Source organism: Proteus sp. LHD240705, assembly GCF_047921555.1.
In the GTDB taxonomy this organism is placed as follows: domain Bacteria; phylum Pseudomonadota; class Gammaproteobacteria; order Enterobacterales; family Enterobacteriaceae; genus Proteus.
Map to the genome: position 1 here is coordinate 591519 of NZ_JBLRMI010000002.1, position 16143 is coordinate 607661.

Sequence of the window (16143 nt, forward strand, 5' to 3'; positions counted from 1 at the left end):
ATTGTTTGAATAACTTCCTAGTATAGCGCTAGGAGCATACGGCTCCAACTATTGAAGTCATTAAGCTTAAATCTCTATGCAGAGATCCGCGAGTCATCGTGATATAATCGGTGGCATACATGACCGATAAGCCCAACTTTAACACTGAGCTAAGATAATGTTTGAGAATTTAAGTGACAGACTATCGCGCACATTGCGCAATATAAGCGGTCGAGGAAGACTGACCGAAGAAAACATCAAAGAGACACTGCGTGAAGTACGTATGGCTTTATTAGAAGCTGACGTTGCCTTACCTGTGGTTCGTGATTTTATTGCGCGCGTCAAAGAGAGCGCAGTAGGGCATGAAGTTAACAAAAGCCTGACACCGGGTCAGGAGTTTGTGAAGATTGTTCAAAATGAACTCGTCAATGCGATGGGGGAAGTGAATACTGACCTTGATCTATCAGCGCAACCGCCAGCTGTTGTGTTAATGGCAGGTTTGCAAGGTGCCGGTAAAACAACCAGTGTCGCAAAACTAGGTAAATTCTTAAAAGAGAAAAAGAAGAAAAAAGTTCTTGTTGTTTCTGCTGACGTTTATCGCCCAGCAGCGATTAAACAGCTTGAAACGTTAGCCGAAACGGTTGGCATTGATTTCTTCCCTTCAACTGTTCAAGAAAATCCAGTTACAATTGCAAGTAATGCATTAAAACATGCACAACTTCAATTCTATGATGTATTGCTGGTGGATACGGCAGGTCGTTTACACGTAGATGAAGGCATGATGGAAGAGATCCAACTTCTCCATAAAGCCATTAATCCAGTTGAAACCCTGTTTGTTGTTGACGCCATGACGGGTCAAGATGCGGCAAATACAGCAAAAGCATTCAATGAAGCATTGCCATTAACAGGGGTTGTATTAACCAAAGTTGATGGTGATGCGCGTGGTGGTGCAGCATTATCCATTCGCCATATCACGGGTAAGCCAATTAAATTCCTCGGTGTTGGGGAAAAAACAGAAGCCTTAGAACCTTTCCACCCAGATCGTATTGCCTCTCGTATTTTAGGCATGGGTGATGTTCTGTCTTTAATTGAAGACATTGAAAGCAAAGTTGATAGAGCACAAGCTGAAAAGCTAGCGACAAAGCTTAAAAAAGGTGATGGCTTTGATCTAAATGATTTTTTAGAACAATTAAAGCAGATGAAAAACATGGGCGGCATGGCGAGTATGTTAAGCAAAATGCCGGGTATGTCTCAGGTGCCAGATGCAGTAAAATCACAAATGGATGATTCAATTTTAGTGAAAATGGAAGCGATTATTAATTCTATGACTAAAAAAGAACGCCAAAAACCAGAAATCATCAAAGGTTCTAGAAAACGCCGTATTGCAGCGGGCTCAGGAACACAAGTGCAAGACGTCAACCGTTTATTAAAACAGTTCGATGATATGCAACGTATGATGAAAAAAATGAAAAAAGGTGGCATGGCTAAGATGATGCGTAGCATGAAAGGTATGATGCCACCTGGATTCCCAGGCCGATAAAATCAAAAAGCCTGAAAAAAAACGTGCTTTGGATTGCTTTTTTCGCCAAAGTGAGTAAACTTTTCGGGCTTTTTATATGACAACCGGACTCCGTTCCTCGATGGCGTCTGGTTGTTTTATTAACTAATGAGGATGTTATGGTAACAATTCGTTTAGCTCGTGGCGGCGCAAAAAAGCGTCCGTTTTACCAAGTAGTAGTAACCGATAGCCGCAATGCACGTGATGGTCGTTTCATTGAGCGTGTAGGCTTTTATAACCCACTGGCAACCGGTAATGCAGAAGAATTACGTTTAGACGTAGACCGTGTTGAACACTGGGTTGCTCAAGGCGCAACAGTTTCAGAACGTGTTGCTGGCCTGATCAAATCAGCGAAGAAAAGCGCTTAATCTGTCGCGGTGGTAACAATGAGCGAACAAAAAACCTTAAAAGAACCTATAGAACCTATTGTAATGGGTAAATTGGGTTCACCTTACGGGATCCGTGGTTGGCTCAGAGTTTTTTCCTCCACCGAACACGCCGAAAACATTTTTGAATATCAACCGTGGTTTATTCAACGTCATGGACAGTGGGAAACTATTGAAATTGAAAGTTGGAAACATCACAACCAAGATATTATCGTCAAGCTAAAAGGTATTGATGACAGAGATGCGGCTAATATCCTGACTAATTTTGAAATTGTTGTGAATGCTTCGCAACTTCCAGAGCTTGAAGGTGAATATTACTGGAAAGATCTGATGGGGTGCCATGTAGAAACTGACAAAGGCTACGATCTGGGTGTCGTTACTGACATGATGGAAACGGGCTCAAATGATGTCATGGTCATTAAAGCTAATCTGAAAGATGCGTTCGGTGCCGGGGAACGGCTAATCCCGTTTCTTGATGGGCAGGTTATCAAGAAAGTCGATCTCTCAGCGAAAAAAATTATCGTTGATTGGGATCCTGGTTTTTAGATTATTCCGGTTAACGGTTCTCAATAGTGGGACACAAAAATGTGGATTGGGGTAATTAGCCTATTTCCAGAAATGTTCCGCTCTATAACCGAGTACGGGGTGACTGGTCGGGCAGTGAAGCATGGTCTGCTCAATGTAGAATGTTGGAATCCCCGAGATTTTACATACGACAGACACAATACCGTTGATGATCGTCCTTATGGCGGTGGTCCTGGTATGTTGATGATGGTACAACCTTTAAGGGAAGCCATTCATCAAGCGAAAGCTGCGGCAGGTGATGGAGCAAAGGTGATTTATTTATCACCTCAGGGACGCAAACTCGATCAACAAGGAGTTTGTGAACTGGCAACAAATGAGAAGTTAATTCTGGTTTGTGGTCGGTATGAAGGTATAGACGAGCGTGTCATTCAGACTGAAATCGATGAAGAGTGGTCTGTAGGTGATTACGTATTAAGTGGTGGGGAATTACCTGCCATGATAATGATAGATGCAGTAGCGCGCTTTGTACCGGGTGTTCTCGGACATGCAGCCTCTGCGAAAGAAGATTCTTTTGCTGAAGGTTTACTGGATCATCCTCACTATACTCGCCCAGAGGTTTTAGATGGTATGGAAGTTCCGGCAGTTTTACTGTCAGGCAACCATGCTCATATTAATCGCTGGCGCATGAAGCAATCACTGGGTCGAACCTGGCTAAGAAGACCTGAGCTTCTGGAAAGCCTAGCTCTGACTGACGAGCAAAGAGTGCTGTTAACAGAGTTCCAACAGGAACATCTGTCAGGAACAGCAGAGTAAGTCTGACACAAGATGTCATTAATATCAGTTTACCTAGGGTAAGAGAGTTATTATGAGCAATATTATTAAACAAATCGAACAAGAACAGATGAAGCAAGATGTTCCTTCATTCCGTCCTGGTGACACTTTAGAAGTTAAAGTATGGGTTGTTGAAGGTTCTAAAAAACGTCTGCAGGCATTCGAGGGCGTGGTTATCGCTATTCGTAACCGCGGTCTGCACTCTGCATTCACTGTTCGTAAAATTTCTAATGGCGAAGGTGTTGAGCGTGTATTCCAAACTCACTCTCCAGTCGTAGATAGCATCACTGTGAAACGTCGTGGTGCGGTTCGTCAAGCTAAACTGTACTACCTGCGTGAGCGTTCAGGTAAGGCTGCTCGTATTAAAGAGCGTCTTAACGCTAAATAATACGCTTTCGCACATCCGAAAGTTATTGTTAAAAGGTCAGCATTTGCTGACCTTTTTTATATCACCCCATGTTGAAAATACTGCTTGTTAGTTTTTACCTCTTTTACCTCTATATCCCTATCTTATCTATTCTTCATATGTCGAGATTCATTAAAAGACAAACTGTAAATATATTTTTACAAAATGGTATTTTAATTCAATCTTCATCACATTATTTATGCTCTCTCTTTTTATTGTAACTAATTGTTATTTATTGTTTATTTGTATCAAAAACATTAATCGTAAAGATATGATTACATTGCTGTCAAAATTATTAAAAATATGGATTGATTTCTTTACATTGCGTGTTATCTTATCTTTCAGACACACAAAAATCACAATGACAGATATAAAAAAGGTAAAGATTATGATCATGCAAAAAGACGCACTCAATAATGTGAATATCAGCGAAGAGCTGGTTTTAATTACTCCAGAAGAGTTAAAACAAAAATACCCATTGAGTCGCAATGATCTGCATGCCATTGCTCAGTCACGTCAAACAATTTCTGAAATTGTCCAACGTCGTGATCCTCGCTTACTCGTGGTATGTGGGCCTTGTTCCATTCATGATGTCGATGTTGCGTTAGATTACGCAAAACGCCTGAAAGTCTTAGCGTCTGAATTAAGTGATAGTCTGTATATTGTGATGCGTGTCTACTTTGAAAAACCTCGTACAACTGTTGGTTGGAAAGGTTTAATCAGCGATCCATTTATGGATGGTAGCTTTGAGATGGAAAAAGGGTTACATATTGCCCGTAAGCTATTGACTGAGCTTGTACAATTAGGTTTGCCTCTGGCGACTGAAGCGTTAGATCCTAACAATCCACAATACTTAGGTGATTTATTTAGTTGGTCTGCAATTGGAGCCAGAACAACAGAATCTCAGACTCACCGTGAAATGGCATCAGGGCTTTCAATGCCAGTTGGATTTAAAAACGGAACAGATGGTAATTTAGATACTGCGATTAACGCGATGAAAGCGGCTTCTATGCCACACCGGTTTATGGGAATTAATCAATCAGGGCAGGTTTGTTTATTGCAAACACAAGGTAACCCTGATGGTCATGTTATTTTACGTGGTGGCAAAACACCAAACTACCATGAAGAAGATGTTGCTCAATGTGAAGCTCAAATGGTAAAAGCAGGATTAAAACCATCATTAATGATTGATTGCAGCCATGGTAATTCTAATAAAGATTTCCGTCGTCAAACAGCGGTGGTTGATTCTGTGATTGAGCAAATTACTAAAGGTAATGAATCAATCACTGGCATTATGTTAGAAAGCCATATTAATGAAGGCAATCAATCGTCAGAGCAATCTCGTAGTGAAATGAAATACGGTGTCTCAGTAACAGATGCGTGTATTAGTTGGGAAACAACGGAGTCAGTATTAAGAAATTTACATGCTCAACTTTCCCCGATTTTGGTTCAGCGTGAAGCTCAGTTAAAAAAAGTTAGTTAATCATAAAGAAAAAAGAGGCAAGCATAGATGGCTGAAGAATTACAAGGTTTGCGTGAGCAAATTGATCAGGTAGATAAATCACTGCTTTCTTTACTCGCAAAAAGAATGCAGTTGGTAGCTGAAGTGGGAGAAGTTAAAAACCGTCATGGCTTACCGATTTATGCGCCTGATAGAGAAGCCGCTATGCTTGCTTCTCGTCGTAATGACGCACAAATGATGGGAATTTCCCCAGATTTGATTGAAGATGTGTTACGCCGAGTAATGCGAGAATCCTATACTAAAGAGAATGACAAGGGATTTAAAACTCTTAACCCTCAACTTGGTAAAATCGTTATTGTGGGAGGAAATGGGAAAATGGGTAAACTATTTTCTCGTTTGTTTACACTCTCTGGCTATCAAGTTGAAAGTTTAGAAGCTGATGAATGGCAAACTAAGTCGCCTGCTATTTTTGATAATGCAGGAATGGTAATAATTAGTGTACCTATCCATTTAACCGTTGAGGTTATTGAACAATTACCGCCATTGCCTAAAGATTGCTTATTAGTCGATTTAGCCTCTATCAAAAAAGCCCCTTTAGAGGCGATGTTAAAGGCACATAGTGGGCCCGTTTTAGGTCTTCATCCAATGTTTGGCCCTGATGTGCCCAGTTTGGCAAAACAGGTTGTGGCTTATTGTGAAGGCCGAAACCATCAAGAATTTGAATGGTTGCTAGAGCAATTAATGGTATGGGGAGCAAAAATTGAGGCGATTACGCCAGAAGAGCATGATAAAAACATGAGTTTTATTCAAGCACTTCGGCATTTTACTACCTTTGCTTACGGTCAGCATTTAGCAAAAGAAAAAGTGGACTTAGCCAGTTTACTACGACTCTCATCTCCTATTTATCGCTTAGAATTGGCAATGATAGGACGACTGTTTGCTCAAGATCCTCAACTCTATGCTGATATTATTTTATCATCACAAGAGAATATTGAACTAATTCGTAGATATCATCATTCTTTGGGGCAAGCTATCGATTTATTAGATATAAATGCAAAGAGTGAGTTTGTTCGTTCATTTAATAACGTGAGTGATTGGTTTGGCGATTATGCTACTCAATTTATGAAAGAGAGTGGTGTATTATTACAAAAGGCTAACGATAGCCGAATCTAGTTAAATTATTTGTTATATAAAAGGTCGAGCAATAAAATAAATTGTTCGGCCTTTTTATTTTATTAATTATTTCATGTTTAGCTTATCACCAGTCATCATCACAAGGTGGCCAAACACAACGACTAGAAGCAGAGATATTGCTATTATTTTGAGAATATTCAATTTTCGATGTTATATTTTTTCTGCCTTATCATCAAAATAAGCACTCGTATAACTAGCGAATAAAAATGAGCATATTAAAATATATGATTTATTCATAATAACTCCTTTTAAAACAAAATGCTTAAAAGTTAATAATCTTTAGGATCTGGACATGGGCTTACTGTGCAACGTTTCAAATCCGTTTGAGACGTTAGTGAGTAAGTGTGATAACCCTCTTTTAATTTAATTTCATCTACGTTATTGGTAAAAAATAGACTTAAAATCAGTATGATAAAAGTGTTCATATTCTTTCCCTCCATTTAATAATAGATAAGAATCACATATTTTTACTTAGAAAATAAAAGTAGAGAAATATAAATATACATTTAAAAACAATAAGATAAATATCTATATTTATTAATAGATTAATACATCTTGTGTTTATTGTTATTTAATTGTTATCTCAGAGTTTAATTTAATAATAATTAATGTTCAAGATTGTCTTTTTATTAAAAGTTATTTGTTGATGAGATCTTAAAAATGAATGAAATTAAAAGGTATTATTAAAATTATAACAATGATCAAAAAAATTCCTATAACAATTATCGTAAATTATATTTTATAAGCTCTTTTTTTTGCAATAAGTGCTAAAAATTTCATTGTATTATTTTTTGTTTATATTTCGACGTGTTTTTCAAGGGGTAATTTATGGATTTTTTAATACAACTCGCCATTATATTAGTGTGTCTATTTTATGGGGCTAGAAAGGGAGGAATTGCACTAGGTCTATTAGGTGGTGTAGGTTTGGTTATTTTAGTTTTTGTTTTTAACCTCCCTCCAGGAAAACCACCTGTTGATGTAATGTTAGTTATTATTGCCGTTGTTTCTGCATCAGCAACATTACAAGCATCTGGTGGATTAGATGTTATGTTGCAAATAGCAGAAAAATTATTACGTAAAAATCCAAAATATATTTCTATTGTTGCACCACTCGTAACTTGTACTCTTACAATATTATGTGGTACTGGGCACGTTGTTTATACCATATTGCCAATAATCTATGATGTGTCGATTAAAAATAATATTCGTCCGGAAAGACCAATGGCGGCAAGTACAATCGGCTCTCAAATGGGGATTATTGCCAGTCCAGTTTCCGTTGCCGTTGTTACATTAGTCGCAATGCTCGGTGATGTGACTTTTAATGGTAAACACCTTGAATTTTTAGATTTATTAGCAATTACTATTCCTTCTACTTTTATCGGTATTTTAGCCATTGGTATCTTTAGCTGGTTTAGAGGAAAAGATTTAGATAAAGACCAACGCTTCCAAGAATTTGTTTCGGTTCCTGAAAACCATGATTATGTTTATGGTGATACAGCAACACTTCTAGATAAAAAGCTCCCTATGAAAAACTGGGTAGCAATGTGGATTTTCTTAGGTGCAATTGCTGTTGTGGCAATATTAGGTGCTTTCTCTGAAATACGTCCTGTATTTAATGGCAAGCCATTATCTATGGTGCTCGTTATTCAAATGTTTATGTTATTAGCTGGCGCGTCAATTATTATTATCTGTAAAACCAACCCTTCTCTTATTTCTAAAAATGAAGTATTTCGTTCAGGGATGATAGCAATTGTTGCCGTGTATGGTATTGCTTGGATGGCAGAGACAATGTTCTCTGCACATATGAAAGAAATAGAAGCTGCATTAGGACAATTAGTACGAGAATATCCTTGGGCTTATGCAGTTGTCTTATTATTGGTATCTAAGTTTGTTAATTCACAAGCAGCGGCTTTAGCAGCTATTGTTCCTTTAGCATTGGGTATTGGCGTTGATCCTGCTTATATCATTGCATCTGCACCTGCTTGTTATGGTTACTATATTCTTCCTACTTATCCTAGTGACTTAGCCGCTATTCAATTTGACCGTTCTGGTACAACTCGAATAGGGCGATTTGTTATTAACCATAGCTTTATTCTACCAGGATTAATTGGTGTAACTGTTTCCTGTGTCTTTGGTTGGATATTTGCAGCGATGTATGGCTTCTTATAATGAGTGACAAAGTAAGAATATGAGATAAAAAAAGCCAGATAGGTGATGTACTATCTGGCTTATTTATTAGTGGATCGTTTTATTATTTTACTTCAACAGGAACGACATTCTCGGAAGGATAACAACCTAATACTTTTAATGAACGTGTTGTTTGTGATAAATCGTGTAAGGCTTTTTGCATATTAATATCACGTAAATTTGCTTGAACATCAATATAAAACATCTCTTCCCAAGGTGTGCCATTAATAGGACGAGACTCGAGTTTCGTCATAATAATGTCGTATTTTTTTAAAATCATTAATGCATCGACTAATGCACCCGCTTGTTGCCCAGTAGCCATTAAGAAGGTTGTTTTAGCGGGTACTTGCTCTGAAACATCAATGGCTTTTCGTGCAATAACAATAAAGCGTGTTACGTTTATTTGCTGGTTTGCTAAATTATTAGCTAAAGGTTTTAAACCATAAAGAGAGCCACCGGCTTCACTACCAATAGCCGCAACAAGTGGTGATTGTGCAAGAGCTACTTTTTCCATTGCAGCAGCTGTACTTTCGCAATATTCAATTTTCCAGTTTGGATACTGATTTAAATAATGACTGCATTGTTGGAAGGGTTGAGGATGACTATAAATAGTTTGCAACTCTTCTGTACTGCTATCAACACTTGTTAAAAGCGCATGATTAATAGGGATGCGAATTTCTCCAACAATAGAGATTGATGTTGTTTGCAGTAAATCGTAAACATCATTAATTGCCCCTGAACTGGTATTTTCAATAGGTAGTAAACCGTAATCAGCTTGGCCTGTATCGACAAGTGTAAAAATGTCATCAAATTTCTGGCAAGTGCAATCAACGAAGCTATCAAAATGGCGGGCTGCATATTGACGAGCAGCAATATGTGAATAAGAGCCTTTAGGCCCCAAATAAGCAATTCTGGCTGATTCATTCGGTGTTGCATTAAGATGTTGTTGTAGAATGGCTTGTTGCGTTAAGACAGAGTCTTCAATGATCATTTGAAAAATACGACTAATATAAAAACCATCTAGCCCAACGTTTTTTCCTTTCTCAATCAATAAATCAAGTAATTCACGCTCACGATTTTTATCTCTAATAGGGCGATGTGTATTCAATTTAAATTGAGCAACATCAGCAGATAATTGACGTCTGTTTGCTAACAATGTTAGTAATTCTGAATCTAACATTGTGATTTTATCTCTGATTGCTGATAAATCGAGTTTTTCCATGTTTAAGCCCTATACCGTTATGTCATGCCATCATAAATAAAAAAGCCTCCAATTTTGGAGGCTATTGTCGTTCTTACTTTTCTTTCTGAAATGACAAAGCCTCTTAATGAAAGAGTAGAAAGAAAAAGAAGAAAGGCAAATGTGAATGTTTTTTCATTATATTGATTGGTAAATTATTTAACATATCGCTATCAAACATGATGATGTGAATAGAGTCAAGAAAAATACAATAAAAAGCGCATCACGAGGATGCGCAGAGGCGTTTTGAGTCAGTGATTTATTCTAATTTTTAATCTTGCTTTACTATTTACATTTCATCGACAAGTAAATTCTCTTCTTTCAGGCTGTTATCAGCCCGACGAGATTCGTTTTTATGCTGAACTTTGTTTAATTGACGTTCAAGTTTTGCGAGTAATTCATTAATTGCAACATACATATCAGTGTGTTGTGCATTAGCGACCAATTGCCCATTTGGTGTATGAATGCTGGCATCAACACTAAAACCTTTAGGATCTTTCGTAAGAATAATATGAGGATTGATTAAATTCACCTGCCATTTATTGAGTTTAGTTAGACGGCTTTCAATGTGTTCACGTAGTGCTGGGGTAATTTCCATTTGTTTGCTAGTAATATTTATAATCATATAGTTACCTCTTTATTACTCCGTCTTCGATAACTTCAGAATATCGTGATACACAATTTAAAACATGATCAAAATCACTTTTTGTTAGATGTATGTGTAACTAGTAATAGAAACGTGACAAATGATAAATAGCTGAAAAAGACCGCTTGTTAAGTTGCATTTATTCAGTCATATTAGGAAGGTTGGGCTGATGAAAAGCAAAGACAATTTAGCTAGAAAAGAATAAAAAAACAGCAGCGATAAGCTGCTGTTTTTGATGGTGATGTTTTTGTTAGGCTGGATTGGCTGCAATTAGTGAAGCTACTTTTTCTGCTTCTTGCGTCAGACCTAATTCTTTATAAGCGTTTTCCATATAGACAAGCGCGTCACGAGTAGCTTGTGTGTCAGGATAATCGCGCATCATTTGCTCTACTCTATTAATAACCGCGACATAAGCCCCTCGTTTAGTATAGAATTTCGCAACAGAAAGCTCATACTTCGCTAAACGGTTTTTAAGAAAGACTAGGCGTTTGGTTGCATCGGCGACATAAAGGCTGTCTGGATAGTAACGAACTAATTGACTAAAATCTTTAAATGCCACGATAGCATGTTGAGGATCACGGTCTGAACGATCAATACCAAAGAATCCTTGTAATGCACTATCATCTAATGCTTGAGCTGTTAAGCCTCGCATATAAAGAACATAGTCGATATTAGGATGGGTTGGGTTTAATCGCATAAAACGGTCGATTGCAGAAATCGCCATTGGTAGTTCCGCTGATTTATAATAAGCATAAATCAGATCGAGTTGAACTTGTTGCGAGTAAGGGCCAAAAGGATAGCGATTATCGAGAGACTCTAATTGTTTGATAGCCGCTCCATAATTGCCATCTAGCAATTTTTCCTGACTGGTTGAGTAAAGCTCAGAAGGCGACATATCGGCAGTAACGTCTTTGTCTGAACTCGAACAGCCAGCAAGTAACAGGCTTACAGTGGCCGCTGCCACCAGGTATTTAATGCGTCTCATCACGTATTGATTATCCTCTGAATAGGTTTGGGGAGTCTCTCCGTGAAGCTCCCCTGAAATCGGTTACACTATAACTCATTTTAAATGAAACGGCTGTGCCGTCAAAACACTAACTTAATTAATAGAAAATTATTTATGTCTCAACAAATACGACTTAATGCTACAGTCGCAGATTCACAGCTGGGTCAACGCTTAGATCAGGCTTTGGCCGAAATGTTCCCTGATTATTCAAGATCTCGTATAAAAGAGTGGATCTTAGACAATAGAGTGCAGGTTAACGATAAAATCATCAATAAGCCAAAAGAAAAAATGCTTGGCGGTGAAAAAATTGAAGTCGATGCCTTAATTGAAGAGGAAGTTCGCTGGGAGCCTCAGAATATTCCGTTAAATATCGTTTATGAAGATGACGATATTTTAGTTATCAATAAGCCAAGAGATCTCGTTGTTCATCCTGGTGCGGGTAATCCTGATGGCACCGTATTAAATGCATTACTTTATCGCTATCCAGAGATTGCTAATGTACCTCGTGCGGGTATTGTCCATCGATTGGATAAAGATACAACAGGTTTAATGGTTGTTGCAAAAACAGTTCCTGCTCAAACGCATTTAGTTGAAGCTTTACAACGTCGTGAAATCACGCGTGAGTATGAAGCGGTTGCAACAGGAAGAATGACTGCGGGAGGATTAGTGAATGAGCCTATTTCTCGACATCCAACTAAACGGACACATATGGCTGTGCACCCAATGGGTAAACCAGCAGTAACACATTATCGTGTTATGGAGCATTTCCGTGCTCATACACGTTTGCGTTTACGTTTAGAAACCGGTCGTACTCACCAAATTCGTGTTCATATGGCTCATATTCACCATGCTTTAATCGGTGATCAGCTTTATGCAGGAAGACCTCGTCCTTTAAAAGGGGCTTCAGATGAATTACGTGAAACGTTACGCTTATTTGATAGACAAGCGCTACATGCAACGATGCTACGTCTTTATCATCCAATAACAGGTATTGAAATGGAATGGCATGCACCATTGCCTGATGATATGGTTAAGCTTATCGATGTGCTAAAAGCTGACGTTGAACAGTTTAAAGATGAAATGGATTGGTAAATGACTTCATTGATTTTTCCAGATTGGCCACAACCTGAAAATATTGGGTCTTGCAGTACCTTGAGAGAAGGTGGGATTAGTCTACCGCCTTATAACAGCCTCAATTTAGGTACTCATGTTGGTGATAAATTGTCTGATGTTGAAGAAAATAGACGCAGACTTTGCCAGCAAGCTCAATTGCCTGAAATGCCACTATGGCTTGAACAAGTTCATGGCACTCATGTTGTTACGCTAAATACTGAGAAAAATAATGAAATACAAGGTGATGCCCTTTACACCTCTACCGTGAAAAAAGTTTGCGCAATTATGACGGCAGATTGTTTGCCAGTCCTTTTTACAACTGTTGATGGAACAGAAGTTGGCGCCGCTCATGGTGGATGGCGAGGGCTTTGCCATGGTGTATTACAGAATACACTTGCGCAGTTTAAAGCACCTAAAGATCAAATTATGGCATGGCTAGGGCCAGCAATTGGACCAACTGCTTTTGAGGTTGGTGCAGAAGTCCGTTTGGCGTTTATAGAGAAAAATATTGCCTTTGAATCTGCATTTATTCCCCATAATGGTAAATATTTAGCTAATATTTATATGTTAGCGAGAATAATCTTACAGGAAAGTGGAATAACTCAGATTTATGGTGGCGATTTTTGTACTGTAACTGATCCATCGCGCTTCTTTTCTTATAGACGAGAGCATGTAACTGGGCGAATGGCATCATTAATCTGGATTAAATAAACTTCCTCTCAACGTTTTTTCTCACTTATCTCAAATATTGATGAATATTTTTGCTCAAAATTTTTATTTTGAGCTTGAATATTGTCAAAATGACCTCATCTATTCTCCAGTTACGAATTTTACTTTAAATTTTACTTGGAGGTGTTATGCGTCTGGATAAATTAACCAACAAATTCCAGCAAGCTCTCGCAGACGCCCAGTCATTGGCACTTGGGAACGATAATCAATTTATAGAACCCATACATTTACTGAGTGCGTTATTTAATCAACAAGGTGGCTCAATTCGCCCTCTATTAACATCCGTAGGTGTTAATGCATCGCAATTTAATGAGCGAATTAATGATGCTTTGTCTCGATTACCTAAAGTCGAAGGTGCTGGTGGAGAGGTTCATCCCTCAAATGATTTAATTAAGCACCTTAACTTGTGCGATAAATTGGCACAGAAAAAAGGTGACGAATTTATTTCGTCAGAGCTCTTTCTTTTAGCTGCTATGGAAACCGGTGGGCAAGTTGCTGATATGCTAAAAGCTGCCGGAGCGAATAAAGCAAGTCTTGAGATAGCGATTGAAAAAATACGTGGTGGAGAAACAGTGAACGATCAAAATGCAGAAGACCAACGTCAGGCATTGAAAAAATATACTGTGGATTTAACGGAAAGAGCAGAACAAGGCAAACTCGATCCTGTTATTGGTCGTGATGAAGAAATAAGAAGAACTATTCAAGTTCTACAACGCCGTACTAAAAACAACCCTGTGCTTATTGGTGAACCAGGGGTTGGTAAAACGGCCATTGTTGAAGGTTTGGCTCAACGTATTGTTAATGGTGAAGTCCCTGAAGGTTTAAAGAATAAGCGTGTACTTTCTTTAGATATGGGCTCGTTATTAGCAGGTGCTAAATACCGTGGTGAATTTGAAGAACGTTTAAAAGCTGTTTTAAATGATTTATCTAAACAGGAAGGCAGTGTCATTCTGTTTATTGATGAATTACATACGATGGTTGGCGCAGGTAAAGCTGACGGTGCTATGGATGCGGGAAATATGTTAAAGCCGGCATTAGCTCGTGGTGAATTACACTGTGTGGGTGCAACAACACTTGATGAATATCGTCAATATATTGAAAAAGATGCGGCATTAGAGCGTCGTTTCCAAAAAGTGTATGTGGCTGAGCCAACTGTAGAAGATACTATTGCTATTTTACGTGGTCTGAAAGAACGTTATGAACTTCATCATCATGTTCAAATTACAGATCCTGCGATTGTTGCGGCTGCGACTTTATCTCATCGTTATATCTCTGACCGTATGTTACCAGATAAGGCGATTGACTTAATTGATGAAGCGGGCGCAAGCCTACGTATGCAGATGGATTCAAAACCAGAAGCATTAGATAGACTTGATAGACGTATTATTCAGCTGAAACTTGAACAACAAGCACTGCAAAAAGAGTCTGATGATGCAAGTAAAAAACGTTTAGAGATGCTAAATGAAGAACTTGCTGAAAAAGAGAAAGAGTATTCTGCTTTAGAAGAAGAGTGGAAAGCAGAAAAAGCAGAACTTACTGGCACTCAACATATTAAATCTGAATTAGAGCAGGCTCGTATTGCATTAGAACAAGCTCGCCGTAGCGGTGATTTGGCGAAAATGTCAGAGATCCAATATGGACAAATCCCGACGTTAGAAAAACAGCTTGCTGAAGCTAATAAAGCTGAAGATAAACATATGAAGCTGTTACGTAATAAAGTCACTGATGCTGAAATTGCTGAAATCTTGGCTCGTTGGACAGGTATTCCTGTATCTAGAATGCTAGAAGGGGAACGTGAAAAACTGCTAAGAATGGAACAAGAGCTACATAGACGTGTTATTGGTCAAGCTGAGGCTGTGAGTGCAGTATCTAATGCTATTCGTCGTAGCCGTGCTGGATTATCTGATCCAAATCGTCCAATTGGTTCGTTCTTATTCTTAGGGCCTACTGGGGTAGGTAAGACTGAGTTGTGTAAAGCATTAGCGAACTTCTTGTTTGATAGTGATGATGCAATGGTTCGTATCGATATGTCTGAATTTATGGAAAAACACTCCGTTTCTCGTTTAGTGGGTGCACCTCCAGGATATGTTGGTTACGAAGAAGGTGGATATTTAACAGAAGCCGTTCGCCGTCGCCCTTATTCAGTCATTTTATTAGATGAAGTTGAAAAAGCGCATCCAGACGTATTCAATATTTTATTACAAGTATTGGATGATGGTCGTTTAACGGATGGACAAGGCAGAACAGTCGATTTTCGTAATACAGTTGTGATTATGACATCGAACTTGGGGTCTGATTTAATTCAAGAACGCTTCGGGACAATTGATTATCCTGAAATGAAAAACATTGTGATGGATGTTGTTGGCCATCATTTCAGACCAGAGTTTATCAACCGTATTGATGAAGTTGTGGTATTCCACCCATTAGGTAAAGAAAACATTGCAGCGATTGCACAAATTCAATTGCGTCGTTTATACCAGCGTTTAGAAGAGCGTGGTTATCACGTTACTATCACTGGGGCTGCATTAGAGAAATTGAGTGAAGTTGGATTCGATCCAATTTATGGTGCTCGTCCATTAAAACGGGCTATCCAGCAAGAGGTTGAAAATCCATTAGCTCAAGATATCTTGTCTGGCAAATTATTACCGGGCAAAGAGATTATCTTAGATTTAGATGACAATAAGATAATCGCGAAGCAGTAATAGATAACACTAAACCAAAAAGAGGCTTATATAAGCCTCTTTTTTTATACTTTATGTTTTTATTGAGTAAGGGGGATGGGGATATTTAAATATGATTTATATTATTTGAAACTTTTTTCGACAGTAAATGTCTATAAATTACACTGAATATATCGATTTGATTATTAAGTGCGCTGTCG

15 protein-coding genes and 1 other annotated feature are annotated in these 16143 nt (G+C 38.3%); of the genes, 11 read left to right on the forward strand and 4 right to left on the reverse strand.

All coding sequences use genetic code 11. The annotated features are described in order from the left end of the window. The first annotated feature begins 157 nt into the window (after positions 1–157). The 7 genes from ffh to tyrA all read left to right on the forward strand — a co-directional run bounded on the left by ffh (position 158) and on the right by tyrA (position 6320). Positions 158–1519 carry a signal recognition particle protein gene (ffh, locus tag ACNART_RS06010; protein WP_349442823.1) on the forward strand — a complete coding sequence of 454 codons (1362 nt, stop codon included), beginning with the start codon at positions 158–160 and terminating at the stop codon, positions 1517–1519. A gap of 137 nt (positions 1520–1656) precedes the next feature. Continuing rightward, positions 1657–1905 (forward strand): 30S ribosomal protein S16, encoded by a 249-nt coding sequence (gene rpsP / locus ACNART_RS06015; protein ID WP_004244772.1) that lies wholly within the window; start codon positions 1657–1659, stop codon positions 1903–1905. A gap of 18 nt (positions 1906–1923) precedes the next feature. Further along, positions 1924–2469, forward strand: a complete 546-nt coding sequence (gene rimM, locus ACNART_RS06020) for a ribosome maturation factor RimM (RefSeq protein ID WP_109374398.1) — start codon at positions 1924–1926, stop codon at positions 2467–2469. A gap of 39 nt (positions 2470–2508) precedes the next feature. Next, on the forward strand, positions 2509–3261 hold the full coding sequence (gene trmD / locus ACNART_RS06025; protein WP_109374397.1) for a tRNA (guanosine(37)-N1)-methyltransferase TrmD: 753 nt from the start codon (positions 2509–2511) through the stop codon (positions 3259–3261). A gap of 52 nt (positions 3262–3313) precedes the next feature. Further along, positions 3314–3667, forward strand: a complete 354-nt coding sequence (gene rplS / locus ACNART_RS06030) for a 50S ribosomal protein L19 (protein ID WP_023580978.1) — start codon at positions 3314–3316, stop codon at positions 3665–3667. A 406-nt stretch (positions 3668–4073) separates the two neighbouring features. Further along, a complete protein-coding gene (locus ACNART_RS06035) occupies positions 4074–5168 on the forward strand; it encodes a 3-deoxy-7-phosphoheptulonate synthase (protein WP_100158633.1) in 1095 nt (364 codons plus the stop codon). Positions 5169–5195: 27 nt separating this feature from the next. Continuing rightward, the gene (gene tyrA / locus ACNART_RS06040) at positions 5196–6320 is read left to right on the forward strand and encodes a bifunctional chorismate mutase/prephenate dehydrogenase (RefSeq protein WP_198620970.1); all 1125 of its coding nucleotides are present in this window, start codon (positions 5196–5198) and stop codon (positions 6318–6320) included. Between the two features lie 290 nt (positions 6321–6610). On the opposite strand, the gene ACNART_RS06045 is transcribed toward tyrA, so the two are convergent. After that, the gene (locus tag ACNART_RS06045; RefSeq protein WP_198620968.1) at positions 6611–6766 is read right to left on the reverse strand and encodes a hypothetical protein; all 156 of its coding nucleotides are present in this window, start codon (positions 6764–6766) and stop codon (positions 6611–6613) included. Positions 6767–7169: 403 nt separating this feature from the next. Here ACNART_RS06045 and ACNART_RS06050 point away from each other — a divergent pair, with 403 nt between their 5' ends. Further along, complete coding sequence (locus ACNART_RS06050; RefSeq protein WP_196534251.1) at positions 7170–8510, forward strand: anaerobic C4-dicarboxylate transporter; 1341 nt, start codon at positions 7170–7172, stop codon at positions 8508–8510. 82 nt (positions 8511–8592) lie between these two features. Here the strand turns inward: ACNART_RS06050 and pheA are convergent, their stop codons facing one another. From pheA to bamD, 3 genes are all read right to left on the reverse strand, one after another. After that, on the reverse strand, positions 8593–9750 hold the full coding sequence (gene pheA, locus ACNART_RS06055) for a bifunctional chorismate mutase/prephenate dehydratase (RefSeq protein WP_196534250.1): 1158 nt from the start codon (positions 9748–9750) through the stop codon (positions 8593–8595). Between the two features lie 35 nt (positions 9751–9785). Then, positions 9786–9903: a sequence feature (Phe leader region), on the reverse strand. A 154-nt stretch (positions 9904–10057) separates the two neighbouring features. Further along, a complete protein-coding gene (gene raiA / locus ACNART_RS06060; protein WP_109374392.1) occupies positions 10058–10393 on the reverse strand; it encodes a ribosome-associated translation inhibitor RaiA in 336 nt (111 codons plus the stop codon). Between the two features lie 271 nt (positions 10394–10664). Next, on the reverse strand, positions 10665–11399 hold the full coding sequence (gene bamD / locus ACNART_RS06065) for an outer membrane protein assembly factor BamD (protein WP_198620999.1): 735 nt from the start codon (positions 11397–11399) through the stop codon (positions 10665–10667). A gap of 135 nt (positions 11400–11534) precedes the next feature. Between bamD and rluD the strand changes: the two genes are divergently transcribed. The 3 genes from rluD to clpB all read left to right on the forward strand — a co-directional run bounded on the left by rluD (position 11535) and on the right by clpB (position 15964). Beyond that, on the forward strand, positions 11535–12512 hold the full coding sequence (rluD, locus tag ACNART_RS06070) for a 23S rRNA pseudouridine(1911/1915/1917) synthase RluD (RefSeq protein WP_075672439.1): 978 nt from the start codon (positions 11535–11537) through the stop codon (positions 12510–12512). Continuing rightward, a complete protein-coding gene (gene yfiH, locus ACNART_RS06075; protein WP_198620966.1) occupies positions 12513–13244 on the forward strand; it encodes a purine nucleoside phosphorylase YfiH in 732 nt (243 codons plus the stop codon). 146 nt (positions 13245–13390) lie between these two features. After that, on the forward strand, positions 13391–15964 hold the full coding sequence (clpB, locus tag ACNART_RS06080; RefSeq protein WP_196534248.1) for an ATP-dependent chaperone ClpB: 2574 nt from the start codon (positions 13391–13393) through the stop codon (positions 15962–15964). Positions 15965–16143: the final 179 nt, after the last annotated feature.

What these genes read in the sequence shown, in the direction of transcription:
- ffh (WP_349442823.1), top strand. Translation starts at nt 158, where the DNA reads ATGTTTGAGAATTTAAGTGACAGACTATCGCGCACATTGCGCAATATA.
- rpsP (WP_004244772.1), top strand. Translation starts at nt 1,657, where the DNA reads ATGGTAACAATTCGTTTAGCTCGTGGCGGCGCAAAAAAGCGTCCGTTT.
- rimM (WP_109374398.1), top strand. Translation starts at nt 1,924, where the DNA reads ATGAGCGAACAAAAAACCTTAAAAGAACCTATAGAACCTATTGTAATG.
- trmD (WP_109374397.1), top strand. Translation starts at nt 2,509, where the DNA reads ATGTGGATTGGGGTAATTAGCCTATTTCCAGAAATGTTCCGCTCTATA.
- rplS (WP_023580978.1), top strand. Translation starts at nt 3,314, where the DNA reads ATGAGCAATATTATTAAACAAATCGAACAAGAACAGATGAAGCAAGAT.
- ACNART_RS06035 (WP_100158633.1), top strand. Translation starts at nt 4,074, where the DNA reads ATGATCATGCAAAAAGACGCACTCAATAATGTGAATATCAGCGAAGAG.
- tyrA (WP_198620970.1), top strand. Translation starts at nt 5,196, where the DNA reads ATGGCTGAAGAATTACAAGGTTTGCGTGAGCAAATTGATCAGGTAGAT.
- ACNART_RS06045 (WP_198620968.1), bottom strand. Translation starts at nt 6,766, where the DNA reads ATGAACACTTTTATCATACTGATTTTAAGTCTATTTTTTACCAATAAC.
- ACNART_RS06050 (WP_196534251.1), top strand. Translation starts at nt 7,170, where the DNA reads ATGGATTTTTTAATACAACTCGCCATTATATTAGTGTGTCTATTTTAT.
- pheA (WP_196534250.1), bottom strand. Translation starts at nt 9,750, where the DNA reads ATGGAAAAACTCGATTTATCAGCAATCAGAGATAAAATCACAATGTTA.
- raiA (WP_109374392.1), bottom strand. Translation starts at nt 10,393, where the DNA reads ATGATTATAAATATTACTAGCAAACAAATGGAAATTACCCCAGCACTA.
- bamD (WP_198620999.1), bottom strand. Translation starts at nt 11,399, where the DNA reads ATGAGACGCATTAAATACCTGGTGGCAGCGGCCACTGTAAGCCTGTTA.
- rluD (WP_075672439.1), top strand. Translation starts at nt 11,535, where the DNA reads ATGTCTCAACAAATACGACTTAATGCTACAGTCGCAGATTCACAGCTG.
- yfiH (WP_198620966.1), top strand. Translation starts at nt 12,513, where the DNA reads ATGACTTCATTGATTTTTCCAGATTGGCCACAACCTGAAAATATTGGG.
- clpB (WP_196534248.1), top strand. Translation starts at nt 13,391, where the DNA reads ATGCGTCTGGATAAATTAACCAACAAATTCCAGCAAGCTCTCGCAGAC.